14 protein-coding genes and 1 other RNA gene are annotated in these 12,752 nt (G+C 69.2%); 7 read left to right on the top strand and 8 right to left on the bottom strand.

The features are described 5' to 3' along the window. Nucleotides 1-3: 3 nt before the first annotated feature. Nucleotides 4-1,104 (bottom strand): LPS export ABC transporter permease LptF, encoded by a 1,101-nt coding sequence (lptF, locus tag CY652_RS20480; protein ID WP_102132552.1) that lies wholly within the window; start codon nt 1,102-1,104, stop codon nt 4-6. A 138-nt stretch (nt 1,105-1,242) separates the two neighbouring features. Between lptF and CY652_RS20475 the strand changes: the two genes are divergently transcribed. From CY652_RS20475 to CY652_RS20465, 3 genes are all read left to right on the top strand, one after another. Beyond that, on the top strand, nt 1,243-2,754 hold the full coding sequence (locus CY652_RS20475) for a leucyl aminopeptidase (RefSeq protein WP_102132551.1): 1,512 nt from the start codon (nt 1,243-1,245) through the stop codon (nt 2,752-2,754). Between the two features lie 40 nt (nt 2,755-2,794). Continuing rightward, entirely contained in the window at nt 2,795-3,211 is a 417-nt protein-coding gene (locus tag CY652_RS20470) for a DNA polymerase III subunit chi (RefSeq protein ID WP_102132550.1), read from the top strand. Nucleotides 3,212-3,288: 77 nt separating this feature from the next. Then, nucleotides 3,289-3,669, top strand: coding sequence for a DUF2486 family protein (locus CY652_RS20465; RefSeq protein WP_102132549.1), 381 nt, complete (start codon nt 3,289-3,291; stop codon nt 3,667-3,669). Between the two features lie 60 nt (nt 3,670-3,729). On the opposite strand, the gene CY652_RS20460 is transcribed toward CY652_RS20465, so the two are convergent. Together CY652_RS20460 and ilvD are read right to left on the bottom strand one after the other, a co-directional pair. Next, nucleotides 3,730-4,077, bottom strand: a complete 348-nt coding sequence (locus CY652_RS20460; RefSeq protein ID WP_102132548.1) for a c-type cytochrome — start codon at nt 4,075-4,077, stop codon at nt 3,730-3,732. 145 nt (nt 4,078-4,222) lie between these two features. Beyond that, on the bottom strand, nt 4,223-5,896 hold the full coding sequence (gene ilvD / locus CY652_RS20455; RefSeq protein ID WP_102132547.1) for a dihydroxy-acid dehydratase: 1,674 nt from the start codon (nt 5,894-5,896) through the stop codon (nt 4,223-4,225). Between the two features lie 146 nt (nt 5,897-6,042). Here ilvD and CY652_RS20450 point away from each other — a divergent pair, with 146 nt between their 5' ends. Together CY652_RS20450 and lgt are read left to right on the top strand one after the other, a co-directional pair. After that, entirely contained in the window at nt 6,043-7,020 is a 978-nt protein-coding gene (locus CY652_RS20450; protein ID WP_258002389.1) for a LysR family transcriptional regulator, read from the top strand. Nucleotides 7,021-7,154: 134 nt separating this feature from the next. Next, nucleotides 7,155-8,060 carry a prolipoprotein diacylglyceryl transferase gene (lgt, locus tag CY652_RS20445; RefSeq protein ID WP_102132546.1) on the top strand — a complete coding sequence of 302 codons (906 nt, stop codon included), beginning with the start codon at nt 7,155-7,157 and terminating at the stop codon, nt 8,058-8,060. An 8-nt stretch (nt 8,061-8,068) separates the two neighbouring features. Here the strand turns inward: lgt and CY652_RS20440 are convergent, their stop codons facing one another. From CY652_RS20440 to CY652_RS20420, 5 genes are all read right to left on the bottom strand, one after another. Next, complete coding sequence (locus tag CY652_RS20440) at nt 8,069-8,800, bottom strand: SIMPL domain-containing protein (RefSeq protein WP_102132545.1); 732 nt, start codon at nt 8,798-8,800, stop codon at nt 8,069-8,071. 40 nt (nt 8,801-8,840) lie between these two features. Beyond that, nucleotides 8,841-9,299, bottom strand: a complete 459-nt coding sequence (locus tag CY652_RS20435) for an EVE domain-containing protein (protein ID WP_102132544.1) — start codon at nt 9,297-9,299, stop codon at nt 8,841-8,843. 126 nt (nt 9,300-9,425) lie between these two features. Next, nucleotides 9,426-9,607: non-coding RNA, 6S RNA (ssrS, locus tag CY652_RS20430), on the bottom strand. A gap of 89 nt (nt 9,608-9,696) precedes the next feature. Beyond that, a complete protein-coding gene (locus tag CY652_RS20425; protein ID WP_102132543.1) occupies nt 9,697-10,011 on the bottom strand; it encodes a cell division protein ZapA in 315 nt (104 codons plus the stop codon). Next, nucleotides 10,008-10,355 carry an ATPase gene (locus CY652_RS20420; RefSeq protein WP_102132542.1) on the bottom strand — a complete coding sequence of 116 codons (348 nt, stop codon included), beginning with the start codon at nt 10,353-10,355 and terminating at the stop codon, nt 10,008-10,010. Before CY652_RS20420 ends, CY652_RS20425 begins: the two co-directional genes overlap by 4 nt. A 442-nt stretch (nt 10,356-10,797) precedes the next feature. Between CY652_RS20420 and CY652_RS20415 the strand changes: the two genes are divergently transcribed. Continuing rightward, nucleotides 10,798-11,847 (top strand): FecCD family ABC transporter permease, encoded by a 1,050-nt coding sequence (locus CY652_RS20415; protein ID WP_102132541.1) that lies wholly within the window; start codon nt 10,798-10,800, stop codon nt 11,845-11,847. Further along, nucleotides 11,844-12,683, top strand: coding sequence for an ABC transporter ATP-binding protein (locus CY652_RS20410; RefSeq protein WP_102132540.1), 840 nt, complete (start codon nt 11,844-11,846; stop codon nt 12,681-12,683). The genes CY652_RS20415 and CY652_RS20410 overlap by 4 nt, the downstream gene beginning before the upstream one ends. The last annotated feature ends 69 nt before the right edge of the window (nt 12,684-12,752 follow it).

The following is a 12,752-nucleotide window of genomic DNA, read 5'->3' as shown; positions in this document are numbered from 1 at the left end:
CGTTCAGTTTCCCTGCGCTGCGCGCCGGAACGTGGCGCGCGTGATGAGCGGCCGGTTGCGCACGCGCATCCAGAAGAGGAACGCCACGAGCGCCCCGACGACGATGTGCAGCGCGACGAGGCCGACGCCGAACGACAGCTTGCCCTGCTCGATCCACGATTGCACGACGTTGAGCAGGTTCGAATAGGTGAGGTAGATGAGCACCGCCATGACGAGGTTGATCGTGCGCCCGCGCCGCGGGTTCTGGTAGGCGAGCGGAATGGCGAGCAGCATCAGGTTCAGCGCGATGAGCGGTAGCCCGGCGCGCCAGGCCAGCTCGCCCAGGTTGTCGCGGGTCGGGTTGCGCAGCAGCCGGCGCGTCGGCAGGGCGCTTGGTGTCAGGCTCGAGACGACCGGCTGGCTCTGGATTTTGACGCCGTACTGCTGGAATTCCATGATCCGGAAGTCGGGCTGGCCCGGCACGCCGTCGTAGCGGCGGCCGTTGTCGAGCACGACGAAGCGGTCGCCGTCCGGCTGCGTTTCGGTGTGGCCGCTCCTCGAGACGATCACGCTGACCCTGCCGTTGTCGGTGCTCGTCACGAACACGTTCTCGACGTGCGACTGGTCGGGAGACATGCCCTCGATGAAGAACACGCGGTGCGTGGTCGGCGACTCGCGGAACTGGCCCGGCGCGAGCAGCGAGACCTCGTCGCGCTGCTGGAAGCGTTCGCGGATCATCTGGCTGCGCGCGTTCGACCACGGCCAGCCGACGAACGCGAAGAAGACGATCAGCACGAGGATCGGGGCCGAGAACGTCGCGATCGGCCGGATGAGCTGCGTGAGGCTCACGCCCGAGGCGAACCACACGACCATTTCGGAATCCCTGTACCAGCGCGTGAGCACGAACAGGATCGAGACGAACAGCGTGACGATCAGCATGACCGCCGTGTAGCCGATCACGGTCAGGCCGATCAGGACCAGCACGTCGCGCGGGTCGATCTGGCCCGACGCCGCGAAGCCGACGATGCGGATCATCATCGTCGTCAGCATGATCGTGAGCAGAACCATGAACACGGCACCGGCCGTGTACGCGAGTTCACGCTGCAGGGAACGTTCGAAGATCATTGGTGATGGGGGAAGCGGGCGGCCCGCGAGGGGAGCCGCGCGGGCCGGGAGGCCTTCATGCAGCCGCCGCGGGAAAAATAGCGGATAATTGCCGCTTTCTCATCTGACAAGCCCAGATTTTATCCGAGGACGAGCGCGATGGACTTTAGCATAAAAGCCTGTGATTGGAGCAAAGGCGGGGAAGGCGGGTTCCTGGCCGGAAAATCAGATTGCATCGTGGTCGGCGTGTTCGAGTCGCAGACGCTTTCCGGCGCGGCATTCGCGATCGACGCGGCCATCGGCGGCCAGATCGCGCGCGTCGTGAAGGCGGGCGACATCGACGGCAAGGCCGGCTCCACGCTCTTCCTGCCCGAGGTCTCGGGCATCGGCGCCTCGCGCGTGCTGCTCGTCGGCCTCGGCAAGCAGGACGCGTTCGGTCAGAAGGCTTACGGCGAGGCCGTGAAGGCCGCCTTTCGCGTCGTGCTCGGCACGAAGATCGCCCAGGTCACGTTCACGCTCGCGCAACTGCCCGTCAAGGAGCGTTCGGCCGACTGGGCCGTGCGCACGGCCGTCCTCGCGCTGCGCGAGCAGACCTACCGCTTCACGCAGATGAAGAGCAAGGCCGAGCCGGCGCCGCGCGCGCTGCGGCGCGTCACGTTCAGCGTCGACGCGGCCGACGAGAAGGTCTCGAAGCTCGCGGCGAAGCAGGGCGCGGCGCTCGCCAACGGCATGGATCTCACGCGCGACCTCGGCAACCTGCCCGGCAACGTCTGCACGCCGACCTATCTCGCGTCGACGGCGAAGAAGCTCGCGCGCGACTGGAAGCTCAAGGCCGAAGTGCTCGGCGAGCGCCAGATCGCGGCGCTGCGCATGGGCTCGTTCCTTTCCGTCGCGAAAGGCTCGGTCGAGCCGCCGCAGTTCATCGTGCTGCACTACCAGGGCGCGTCGGCGAAGTCCGCGCCCGTCGTGCTGGTCGGCAAGGGCATCACGTTCGACACGGGCGGCATTTCGCTCAAGCCCGGCGAGGCCATGGACGAGATGAAGTACGACATGTCGGGCGCGGGCTCGGTGCTCGGCACGATCCGCGCGGTCGCCGAGCTGGGGCTGAAGCTCAACGTGATCGGCGTCATCCCGACCTGCGAGAACATGCCCTCGGGCACCGCGACGAAGCCGGGCGACGTCGTCACGACGATGTCGGGCCTCACGGTCGAAGTGCTCAACACCGACGCGGAAGGCCGCCTTATTCTTTGCGACGCGCTGACCTACGCGGCCCGCTTCAAGCCGGCCGCCATGATCGACATCGCGACGCTGACGGGCGCCTGCATCATCGCGCTCGGCCATCACAACACGGGTCTCTTTTCGAAGGACGACGCGCTCGCGGGCGAACTGCTCGACGCCGCGCGCGAGGCGAACGACCCGACCTGGCGCCTGCCGCTCGACGACGAGTACCAGGATCAGCTCAAGTCGAACTTCGCCGACCTCGCGAACATCGGCGGCCGGCCGGCCGGCAGCGTGACGGCCGCCTGCTTCCTGTCGCGTTTCGCCGACGGCTATCCGTGGGCGCACCTCGACATCGCGGGCACCGCGTGGAAGAGCGGCGCGGCGAAGGGCGCGACGGGCCGGCCGGTGCCGCTCCTCGCGCAGTTCCTGATCGACCGCGCGGCGCAGTGATCGCGGCGTCGCGGCCGGACGGCGGGGCGGCGAGCGCGCCATGACGCGCATCGACTTCCACACCAACGTCGGCAACGCGCTGCTGTACGCCTGCCGGCTCGCGCGCAAGGCGTACCAGGCGGGCCAGCCGATCGTCGTGCTGGCCGAGCCCGCGAAGCTGCGCACGTTCGACGAGGCGCTGTGGACGTTCTCGCCGCTCGACTTCGTGCCGCACTGTCCGGTCGAGAGCGCGCTCGCGCCCGGGACGCCGGTCGTCCTGACCGCCGATCTCGAGCGCGCGCCGCATCACCAGGTGCTGCTGAATCTCGGCGCCGACGTGCCGCAGCAGTTCGCGCGCTTCGAGCGGCTGCTCGAGGTGGTCGGCAACGCGCCCGAGGAACTGGCCGCGGGCCGCGAGCGCTACCGCTTTTATCGCGATCGCGGGTACGCGCTCAATAATTACAAGCAGGGCGCTTAAACCGGTAACGGCGTATCACCGGGGCCAATGGGCGGGGCAGGATGCCGGCGCGGCCGGCCGATCGATGGAGGTGAAGCGTGTCAGACGTCTACGATGATTCGATTCCGGTCCTCGCCGAGATTCTCGTGCCGGGCAATCCGGCGCGCGCGCGGGGAGCGGCGCCCTTTCCTGACCCGGCGGGCGCGGCGTCCGTCGTCTCCGGCGCACACTCGCTCGACGTCGACACGCTCGTGGAGCGTCTGCGGGGCCGCTGTCTCGACTATCTGTCCGGCGACGGCCGCGCGACGATCGAAGCGCGCTGCCACGGCGCGATCAACGAGCATTCGAGCTGGCTCGTCGGCCAGATCACGCGCGAGGTCGGTCTCGCGCTCGAGATGGAACTGATCGCCTGGGTGCGCGCGGCCGTGGCGGAGGAGCTGGCGGCCCGGCAGGGACCAGCCCAATCGGACGAGGCCTGAACTGAACGTCCAGGTGGTTTGCGGGCGTGCCGCGAAAGGATCGACGCGGCGGCCGGCTGACTACTTCAGCGACAGGATCCAGCGCGCCAGCGCGGCGGCCTGACCCGGGGCAAGCTGCGTGTTCGCCGGCATCGGCACCGGTCCCCACACGCCGCTGCTGCCGTCGGCGATCTTGCGCGCGAGATAGCGCTGGGCATCGCCGCGCGACGCGTATTTCGCCGCGACGTCTTGCAGCGCAGGCCCCATGAGCGTGCGATTCACGGCGTGGCAACTCATGCAGTTTTGCTGTTGCGCGAGCGCGAGCCCCTGCAATTCGGCCGGCCCGGCGGCCTCGGCGCTGCCCGCCGCGGCCACGGCGAACGCGATGGCGGCCGCCGCCGTTTTCACGAGCGACTTCGAATACGACATGCTGGTCTCCGCCGGTCTGAATGCCCGGCTATCGTGGCCGCATTATAGAAGCAAAGGGGCGCACGGCAATCCGTGCGCCCCCTGTTTCATGCGTGTGCGGTGCGGCGGCCGGCCCGGCGTTCGCCGCCCCGGGGCCGCGCGACGCTCAGCCCGTCACCGCCCCGCGGTTGGCCGGCAGCGCCAGCGCCGCGTACTTCGCCAGCACGCCGCGCGTGTAGCGCGGCGCCGGCTGTTTCCAGGCGGCGCGGCGGCGTTCGAGCTCGGCGTCGTCGACGTTCAGTTGCAGCAGCAGCTTGTGTGCGTCGATCGTGACCGAATCGCCTTCCTGCACGAGCGCGATCGTGCCGCCCGCGAACGCTTCCGGCGCGACGTGGCCGACCACCATGCCCCACGTGCCGCCCGAGAAGCGCCCGTCGGTGATGAGGCCGACCGATTCGCCGAGCCCCTTGCCGATGAGCGCCGAGGTCGGCGCGAGCATCTCCGGCATGCCGGGGCCGCCGCGCGGCCCGAGGTAGCGCAGCACGAGCACGTCGCCGGCCTTGATCTGGTCCGCGAGGATCGCTTCCATCGCGCTCTGCTCGTCGTCGAACACGCGCGCCGGGCCCGTGATGACCGGGTTCTTCAGGCCCGTGATCTTCGCCACGGCGCCTTCGGTCGCGAGGTTGCCCTTCAGGATCGCGAGGTGGCCTTCCTTATAAAGGGCCTTGTCGATCGGGAAGATCACGTTCTGGTCGGCGCGCGGCACGGACGGCACGTCCTTCAATTCCTCGGCGAGCGTCTTGCCCGTGATCGTCACGCAGTCGCCGTGCAGCAGGCCCGCGTCGAGCAGGATCTTCAGCACCTGGGGAATGCCGCCCGCCTTGTGCAGGTCGGTGGCGACGTAGTGGCCCGACGGCTTCAGGTCGCAGATCACCGGCACGCGCTTCCTGATGCGCTCGAAGTCCTCGATGGTCCAGTCCACCTCGGCCGCGTGCGCGATGGCGAGGTAGTGCAGCACCGCATTGGTCGAGCCGCCCGTCGCCATGATGAGCGACACGGCATTCTCGAGCGACTGCTTCGTGATGATGTCGCGCGGCTTGAGGTCCTGCTTCACGGCTTCGACCAGCACGCGCGCCGACTCGGCCGCCGACGTCACTTTTTCCTCGTCGGGGTTCGCCATCGTCGACGAGTACAGCAGCGACATGCCGAGCGCCTCGAACGACGAGCTCATCGTGTTCGCCGTGTACATGCCGCCGCACGAGCCCGTGCTCGGGCAGGCGTTCTTCTCGACGCCCTCGAAGTCTTCCTGCGACATGCGGCCCGCCGTGAATTCGCCGACCGCCTCGAACGACGAGACGACCGTCAGATCCTTACCCTTCCAGTTGCCCGGTTTAATGGTGCCGCCGTACACGTAGATGCCCGGCACGTTGGCGCGCGCGAGTGCGATCATGCCGCCCGGCATGTTCTTGTCGCAGCCGCCGACCACGACGACGCCGTCCATCCATTGACCCTGCACGCAGGTTTCGATGCAGTCGGCGATGACTTCGCGCGAGACGAGCGAGTACTTCATGCCTTCGGTGCCCATCGACATGCCGTCCGAGATGGTCGGCGTGCCGAAGATCTGCGGATTCGCGCCGGCGGCCTTGACGGCGTCGACGGCCGCGTCCGAGAGGCGCTGCAGGCCCGCGTTGCAGGGCGTGATGGTGGAGTGGCCGTTGGCGATGCCGATCATCGGCTTGTCGAAGTCATCCTTCTGATAGCCGATGGCGTAATACATCGAGCGGTTCGGCGAACGCGCGACGCCTTGCGTGATGTTCTTCGAACGACGGTTGTACGACATGGGGAGCTCCGTGATTTTTTGACTGGTCGCGCCGGTTCGGGGCGCCTCGCGAGGAGGCGTGCCGGCGCGTGGCGAAAAGGATGCAGTTTCGCGAGCCGAATGTCCAATATATTATTCGTGGCTTATTGAGTCGAAAAAGATATCAAATGGCGAATCCGACCCTGCCCGATCTGCGCCAGCTCCGCTATTTTGTCGCCGTGGCCGAGGAGCAGCATTTTGGCCGCGCGGCGGCGCGGCTCTCGATGACGCAGCCGCCGCTCTCGCAGGCGATCCGCGCGCTCGAGGAGACGCTCGGCGTCGAACTGTTCGCGCGCACGCGGCGCTCGGTCGAGCTGACGGCCGTCGGCGCCGACCTGCTGCCCGAGGTGCGGCGCCTGCTGGCCTCGGCGGAGGCTCTGCGCCCGCTTGCGCAGAGCCTCGTGCGCGGCGAGGCCGGCTCGCTCGCGCTCGCGTTCGTTTCCACGGCCGACTACGGGCTGCTGCCGCCGCTGTTGCGCGACTTCGGCGCGCGCTATCCGGGCGTGCGGCTGCAACTGACGGAGGCGACGAGCGACGTGCAGGTCGAGGAACTGGTCGCGGGCCGCATCGACGCGGGCCTCGTGATCGCGCCGCTGCCACCGCGCCACGCGTCCCAGCTCTCGTATCTGCCGATCGCGCGCGAGCCGCTCGTGGCCGCGCTGCCGACGGCGGTCTCGGTTGGCGCGGGCGGCCCGGCCGCCGACGACTGGTGCGATGCGCCCGTCGACCTGCGCGACCTCGCCGACGCGCCGCTCGTCGTTTTCCCCCGACATCTGGCGCCCGGCTTTTATGACATCATTATGGGCTGCTACGGCGCGGCGGGGCTCGAGCCCCGCGTCGGCCAGGAGGCGATCCAGATGCAGACCATCGTGAGCCTCGTGTCGGCCGGCATGGGCGTCGCGCTGGTGCCGCAGTCGCTGCGCAACCTGCGGCGCACGGGCGTCGCGTACCGGCCGCTGGCCGGCGCCCGCGCGACGATCGAGACCGGCCTCGTGTGGCGCACGGCGGAGGTGAGCCCGGTGCTCGCGGGCTTCATCGGGATCGTGCGCGCGCATGCGGCGACCGACCCGGCCAGCGGGTCCGACGCGCCGGCGCGTCGCGCCTGAACCCGGCGGCACGAAAGCCGTCCAACGCGCTGCGGCGCAGGGCGCCGTCCCCGTTTCCGAACCACCCGGCCGCCGAACGACCGATTCACTGCTTCACCGATTCACACAACTCGCCGACAACCGATTACTCCACGATGCTCATTCACCCGAATTTCGACCCCATAGCCATTCACCTAGGGCCGCTCGCCGTGCGCTGGTACGGCCTGATGTATCTCGTCGGCTTCATCGCGGCGATCGTCGTCGGCCGCCTGAGACTGCGCCTGCCTCACGTCGCCGCGCAGGGCTGGACGGCGAAGGACATCGACGACATGCTGTTCTACGGCGTGCTCGGCACCGTGCTCGGCGGGCGGCTCGGCTACGTGCTGTTCTACAAGGCCGACTGGTATTTCGGGCATCCGCTCGACATCTTCAAGGTCTGGCAGGGCGGCATGTCGTTTCACGGCGGCTTTCTCGGCGTGACCTTCGCGATGGCGCTCTTCGCCTGGCAGCGCGGGCGCACCTGGCTGCAGGTGACCGACTTCGTCGCGCCGATGGTGCCGACGGGCCTCGCGGCCGGCCGCTTCGGCAACTTCATCAACGGCGAGCTCTGGGGCCGCGTGACGGAACCGTCCGCGCCGTGGGCCATGATGTTCCCGGGCGCCTCGAACGACGACGCGGCCTGGCTCGTCACGCATCCGCAACTGGCGGCGAAGTGGCATCTGAACGAAGTCTTCGCGCAGTACCACATGCTGCCGCGCCATCCGTCCGAGCTTTACGAAATCGCGCTCGAAGGCATCGCGCTCTTCATCGTCCTGATTCTGTTCTCGCGCAAGCCGCGGCCGGTCGGCGCGGTGTCGGCGGTGTTCCTGATTGGCTATGGGCTCGCGCGTTTCACCGTCGAGTTCGCGCGCGAGCCCGACGACTTTCTCGGGCTGCTCGCGCTCGGCCTCTCGATGGGACAGTGGCTCTCGCTGCCGATGATCGTGGCGGGCGTGGTCATGCTCCTCTGGTCGTACCGGCGCCGCCGCCGCGACGACACGCAGGCCGTGCGAGCGGGCTGAACGCTGCGCTATTTCATCTGCACCGATCCCGACACGGTGACCGTCACGGTCGACGTGCCGGCTTCGAGCGAGAGCGGCGGCGCGGCATTCGCGTCGGCCGCCATCGTGCGCGCGCCCATCAGCATGAGCGGGCGCGGCATCGCGTTCGCGCGGCCGACGTCGACCTGGCGTATCGCGTAGCCGCCATAGCCGAACGCGTGCGCGTTCGCGGCGGCCTGCTCGCGGAACGATGCGATCGCCTCGGCCGAGAGTTTCTCTTCGGCGGCGTGCCGCGCGTCGGGCGAGAGCGAGAACTGCACGCCGGCTACCTGCATGAGCGGCGCGAGCGTGCCCGCGAGTTGCGAGGCGGCCGCGAAGTCGTGCGACTCGAGGACGATCTCGGTGCGGCCATGCCAGGCGGAGATGCGGCCGTCGCGGTCGGTCGACGGATAGATCGAGAACGCGCCCGAGCGCGCGCTGACGCCGCGCGCGTTTTTCGCCTTCTGCAGCGCCGCGTCGGCGCGCTGGTTCAGCGTGTCGGTCAGCGAGGCGGGGTCGGCCGCCTGCTCTTCGTAGAAAAGCGTGATCGTCACGACGTCCTGCGGCACCTGCGCGCTTGCCTCGGCCGAGAGCGACAGTACGCCCGAGGGCTCGGGACGGGCGTCGTTCGGGTTGTCCTGGGCCAGCGCGGCATGCGGCAGCAGCGGCAGGGCGGCGGCGAGCGCGATGGCCAGGGTGGCGGCGGTCTTTCTTCGGATCATGTCTTCGGGCTCCTTCTCGCAGGCGGCGGCATGTGCGGCCTTACATCAGGCGTTCCGTGATGAAACGCCACTCGTCCCCGGTGACGGGCGTGATCGACAGCCGGTTGCCTCTCGCGAGCACGCGCATGCCGGCGAGCGCCTCGTGCTCGCGCAATGCGGCGAGCGGGATCAGCGCCGTCTTCTTTTCGAACGCGACGTCGACGAGCAGCCAGCGCGGCGTTTCCCGCGTGGACTTCGGATCGTAATAGGGACTCGCGGGATCGAACTGGGTCGGGTCCGGATAGACCCCCGACGCGACGCGCGCGAGTCCCGAGATGCCGGGCTCGGGACAACTGGAGTGATAGAACAGCACGCCGTCGCCGACCTGCATCGCATCGCGCATGAAATTGCGCGCCTGATAGTTGCGCACGCCGGTCCAGGGCAGCGTGCGTTCGGGGGCGTTGGCGAGGTCGTCGATGCTGGCCTCGTCGGGTTCGGACTTCATCAGCCAGTAGCGCATGAGTCGAAACGGACGTCGGAGGTGAGGAAGTAAGCCGGCGCCGCCGCGCGCAGGGCGCGGCGCGCGAACGAAAGCACAAGAAGCACAAAGAAAAACGGCACCGGACCCAGGTCCGATGCCGTCGAATAGGTCCCCGCCATAGCCGCTAGGCCGGCATCCTGAACCTGAGGTTCAGAATTGGTCGCAGTTAGCAGCACTTCGGGTACATCAGACAGAGTGACGCGCACACCCGTGCTACAAATTTCCGCAACCGTGCACATGGCATTGGTTCAAGGAATATATGACCTTGGCAAACCAGGCAGGGAAGCTGATTGAACTACCCGAGCCGCTGCCGGGCAGCGGTTCGTATTGATTGCATGACTGAAACCGGGACGATGCAGTTCGGCCCACCTGTTCGTCACTGTACGCCGTAACGCTGGATTACCGTGCCGAGCTGCTCGTTCATCTGGTGCATTGTACGACGGATTTCCTCGGCGGGGAATGCTTCGCCGTGGCGGACGCTCGCCTGCAGGCGCAACAGTTCCGAGGCGAGCGAAAGGGCGGCCATGACCGCGATGCGATCCATGCCGCGCACGGGGCTGTGCGCGCGGATCTTCGACATTTCCGCGTCGACGCGGGCCACGGCCTCGAGCAGTGCGGCTTCCGTTTCGGGCGAGCAGGCGAGGCGGTAGGTCTGGCCGAGAATGGTCGCTTCGATCTGCTTGGTGGTCATGCATTCTCTCCGTGGCTGTCGAGGTCGTTGCCGGCCGTCTGCGCGGGTTCGAGCAGGTCGAGCTGATTGTCGGATTCGGCGGCCGTACGCGCGCGCGGCAGCTTTTCGAGGATGGCGTTGAGGCGGACCTGCGCGTCGTCGATCTTCGCCGACAGCGTGTCGCGTTCCGACTGCAACGCGTTGCGTTCCTGGCGCACCTGTTCGAGCTCCGCCTGAGTCGTCTCGCACTGGGCGCGCAATTGCGCGAGCTGCCCCTCGAGCGCCACGCGCGCCTCGTGGTGGCGCTGGTTGATCTCGATGAGCCGCCCGATGTTCTGTGAGAGTGTTTCGAGTTCGTTGAGCATGTGCTGCGTCCTCTAAAGACAGGCATTCTAGCGCGGATTAAAGCGTATCCAGATAATTGTGTCGTTTCCAGTCGTAACCGCCCGGCTTCATGCCGGCAACGGTCGTCAAGCCGATGCCGCGTGCGTTTGCCGAAAGAGGCGCCGGGTCGGCGCAATGCGTTGCCCTGCGTTCGGGCGGGCGGGTTCCCGGCCTGGGTCTCGCGCGATACGGCGGCGTTCCGCCCGGCGAACCGGGGCGCGAAGTTCGTCGGGGCGGCATCGGCGTGCCGGCGCGTTATAACATCGCGAGCGCGCGGCCGACGCACGACGCCGACCGATCCGATATCGGCCCCGATTCATTCGTAACGTTTCCGACGAGGACCATGGTTTTGCCCACACGCCCAGCAGCCGTTTCGCCGACCGTGACGAACGGATCGTCTCCGACCCGCGGCGCGGGCGGTTCATGCCGAGTCGCACGGAAGACGCCCGGGCGTTGCCCGCGATGAGCGCGCGGCGCGCGACCGCGATCTGGGCCGGGCTTGCGCTGGCCGCGCTCGTCGTGCTGGCGGCGTCGCTGCTCGCGGGCAGCGTGCCGGTCACGTTCGGCCAGGCGCTCGACGCGTTGAGGCCGGCCTGCGCCGCGCCGGACCTCGGCGTACAGGTCGTGCGCACGCTCCGGTTGCCGCGCGCGCTCGGCGGCTTCGCGTGCGGCGCGTTGCTCGCGTTCTCGGGCGCGCTGCTCCAGGTGCTGCTGCGCAATCCGCTTGCCGAACCCTACGTGCTCGGCGTGTCGGGCGGTGCGGCCGCGTTCGCGCTCGGCGCGATGATCGCCGGCGCGGCATGGTGGGCCGTGCAGGCGAGCGCCTGCGTCGGCGCGTTCGCGTCGATCGTCCTCGTGCTCGGCATCGCGCGGCGGGAATGGTGGCGCATGCAGACCGGCGCCGCGCAGGACGGTCCCGCGCGCCTGCTGCTCGGCGGCGCGGTGATGGCCGCGGGCTGGGGCGCCCTCGTCACGCTGCTGCTCACGCTCGCGCCCGACGCGCGGCTGCGCGGCATGCTGTTCTGGCTGACGGGCGACCTGAGCGGCGCCGGCATGCCGTGGACGGCGCTGGGCGCGCTCGCGCTCGTCTTCGTCGCCATCGTGCCCGTCGCGCCGCAACTGAACGTGCTGCTGCGCGGCGACGCCGCCGCACAGGCGCTCGGCGTGCCGGTGGCGCGGCTGCGTATCGGCGTTTATCTGGCGGCCTCGGTGGCGGCCGCCGCGGCCGTGACGACGGGCGGCGCGATCGGCTTCGTCGGCCTCGTCGTGCCGCACGTGCTGCGGCTCGCGTTCGGCAACGACCAGCGCATGCTGCTGCCCGCCGCCGCGCTCGCGGGCGGCGGCGCGGTGATGGCCGCCGATCTCGCCGCGCGCACGGTCGTCGCGCCCATGCAGTTGCCGGTCGGCGTCGTGACCGCGCTGGCGGGCGTGCCGGTGTTCCTGTGGATGCTACTGCGCAGGCGGGGCGCATGACGCCGGCCACGCACCCGACGGGGAGCCGCAATGCGCCGCTGCTCGCCGTCCGCGGGCTGACGCTGCGGGCCGGCGCGCGCACGCTCGTCGCCGATCTCACGCAGGCGTTCGGCGCCGGCGAGGTCTGGTGCGTGGCCGGCGCGAACGGCGCGGGCAAGACCACGCTGCTGGCTGCGCTCGCGGGTCTGCTGCGGCCCGCGGCCGGCTATGTCGAGAGCGGCGGCGTGCCGCTTGCGGACTGGTCCGCCGTGGCACTCGCGCGGCGCCGGGTGCTAATGCCGCAGGACGTTCGCGACGCCTTCGGCGCGAGCGTGCTCGACGTCGTGCTGCTGAACCGCTTTCCGCATCTGGCCGGCTGGGGCTGGGAGCGCGACGCCGATCGCGCGGCGGCGCGGACGGCGCTTTCCGCGCTCGGTCTCGAGGCGCTGGCCGCGCGCGACGTGCTGTCGTTGTCGGGCGGCGAGCGGCAGCGGGTCGCGCTCGCCGCCGTATTGTGCCAGGATGCGCCCGTGTTGCTGCTCGACGAGCCGCTGGCGCATCTGGACCTGCATCACCAGGTCGCCTGTCTCGAAGCGCTTGCGCGTTGGGTCGGCGAGGCCGCGCGCACGATCGTGCTGTCGTGCCACGACCTGAACCTGGCGCGGCGTTTCGCGACGCATGCGCTGCTGCTCGACGGACGTGGCGGCGTGCACGCGGGCGCCGTGCGCGAGGTGCTGACGCCCGAGCGTGCCGGCGACGCGTTCGGGCATCCGCTGGTGCTCGTGCGCGACGGCGCGCACGAAGCGCTGGTCCCGGCGCTGCGCGGCGGCAAGACGGACCCGACGGAGCGCGCATAGCGGCGAAGCAACAAGGCGACAAAGCGGCGAAGCGCCGGCGCACCGGCGCACCGGCGCACCGGCCGAAAA

It is taken from the genome of Burkholderia sp. WAC0059 (genome assembly GCF_002870125.1).
In the GTDB taxonomy this organism is placed as follows: Bacteria; Pseudomonadota; Gammaproteobacteria; order Burkholderiales; family Burkholderiaceae; genus Paraburkholderia.
Note: the sequence above shows the minus strand (reverse complement) of the source record. Positions and strands in the feature narration are given on the sequence as shown.

What these genes read in the sequence shown, in the direction of transcription:
- CY652_RS20425 (WP_102132543.1), bottom strand. Translation starts at nt 10,011, where the DNA reads ATGACCACCAAGCAGATCGAAGCGACCATTCTCGGCCAGACCTACCGC.
- CY652_RS20410 (WP_102132540.1), top strand. Translation starts at nt 11,844, where the DNA reads ATGACGCCGGCCACGCACCCGACGGGGAGCCGCAATGCGCCGCTGCTC.
- CY652_RS20435 (WP_102132544.1), bottom strand. Translation starts at nt 9,299, where the DNA reads ATGCGCTACTGGCTGATGAAGTCCGAACCCGACGAGGCCAGCATCGAC.
- CY652_RS20415 (WP_102132541.1), top strand. Translation starts at nt 10,798, where the DNA reads ATGCCGAGTCGCACGGAAGACGCCCGGGCGTTGCCCGCGATGAGCGCG.
- CY652_RS20470 (WP_102132550.1), top strand. Translation starts at nt 2,795, where the DNA reads ATGACGCGCATCGACTTCCACACCAACGTCGGCAACGCGCTGCTGTAC.
- lgt (WP_102132546.1), top strand. Translation starts at nt 7,155, where the DNA reads ATGCTCATTCACCCGAATTTCGACCCCATAGCCATTCACCTAGGGCCG.
- CY652_RS20450 (WP_258002389.1), top strand. Translation starts at nt 6,043, where the DNA reads ATGGCGAATCCGACCCTGCCCGATCTGCGCCAGCTCCGCTATTTTGTC.
- CY652_RS20460 (WP_102132548.1), bottom strand. Translation starts at nt 4,077, where the DNA reads ATGTCGTATTCGAAGTCGCTCGTGAAAACGGCGGCGGCCGCCATCGCG.
- CY652_RS20440 (WP_102132545.1), bottom strand. Translation starts at nt 8,800, where the DNA reads ATGATCCGAAGAAAGACCGCCGCCACCCTGGCCATCGCGCTCGCCGCC.
- ilvD (WP_102132547.1), bottom strand. Translation starts at nt 5,896, where the DNA reads ATGTCGTACAACCGTCGTTCGAAGAACATCACGCAAGGCGTCGCGCGT.
- lptF (WP_102132552.1), bottom strand. Translation starts at nt 1,104, where the DNA reads ATGATCTTCGAACGTTCCCTGCAGCGTGAACTCGCGTACACGGCCGGT.
- CY652_RS20475 (WP_102132551.1), top strand. Translation starts at nt 1,243, where the DNA reads ATGGACTTTAGCATAAAAGCCTGTGATTGGAGCAAAGGCGGGGAAGGC.
- CY652_RS20420 (WP_102132542.1), bottom strand. Translation starts at nt 10,355, where the DNA reads ATGCTCAACGAACTCGAAACACTCTCACAGAACATCGGGCGGCTCATC.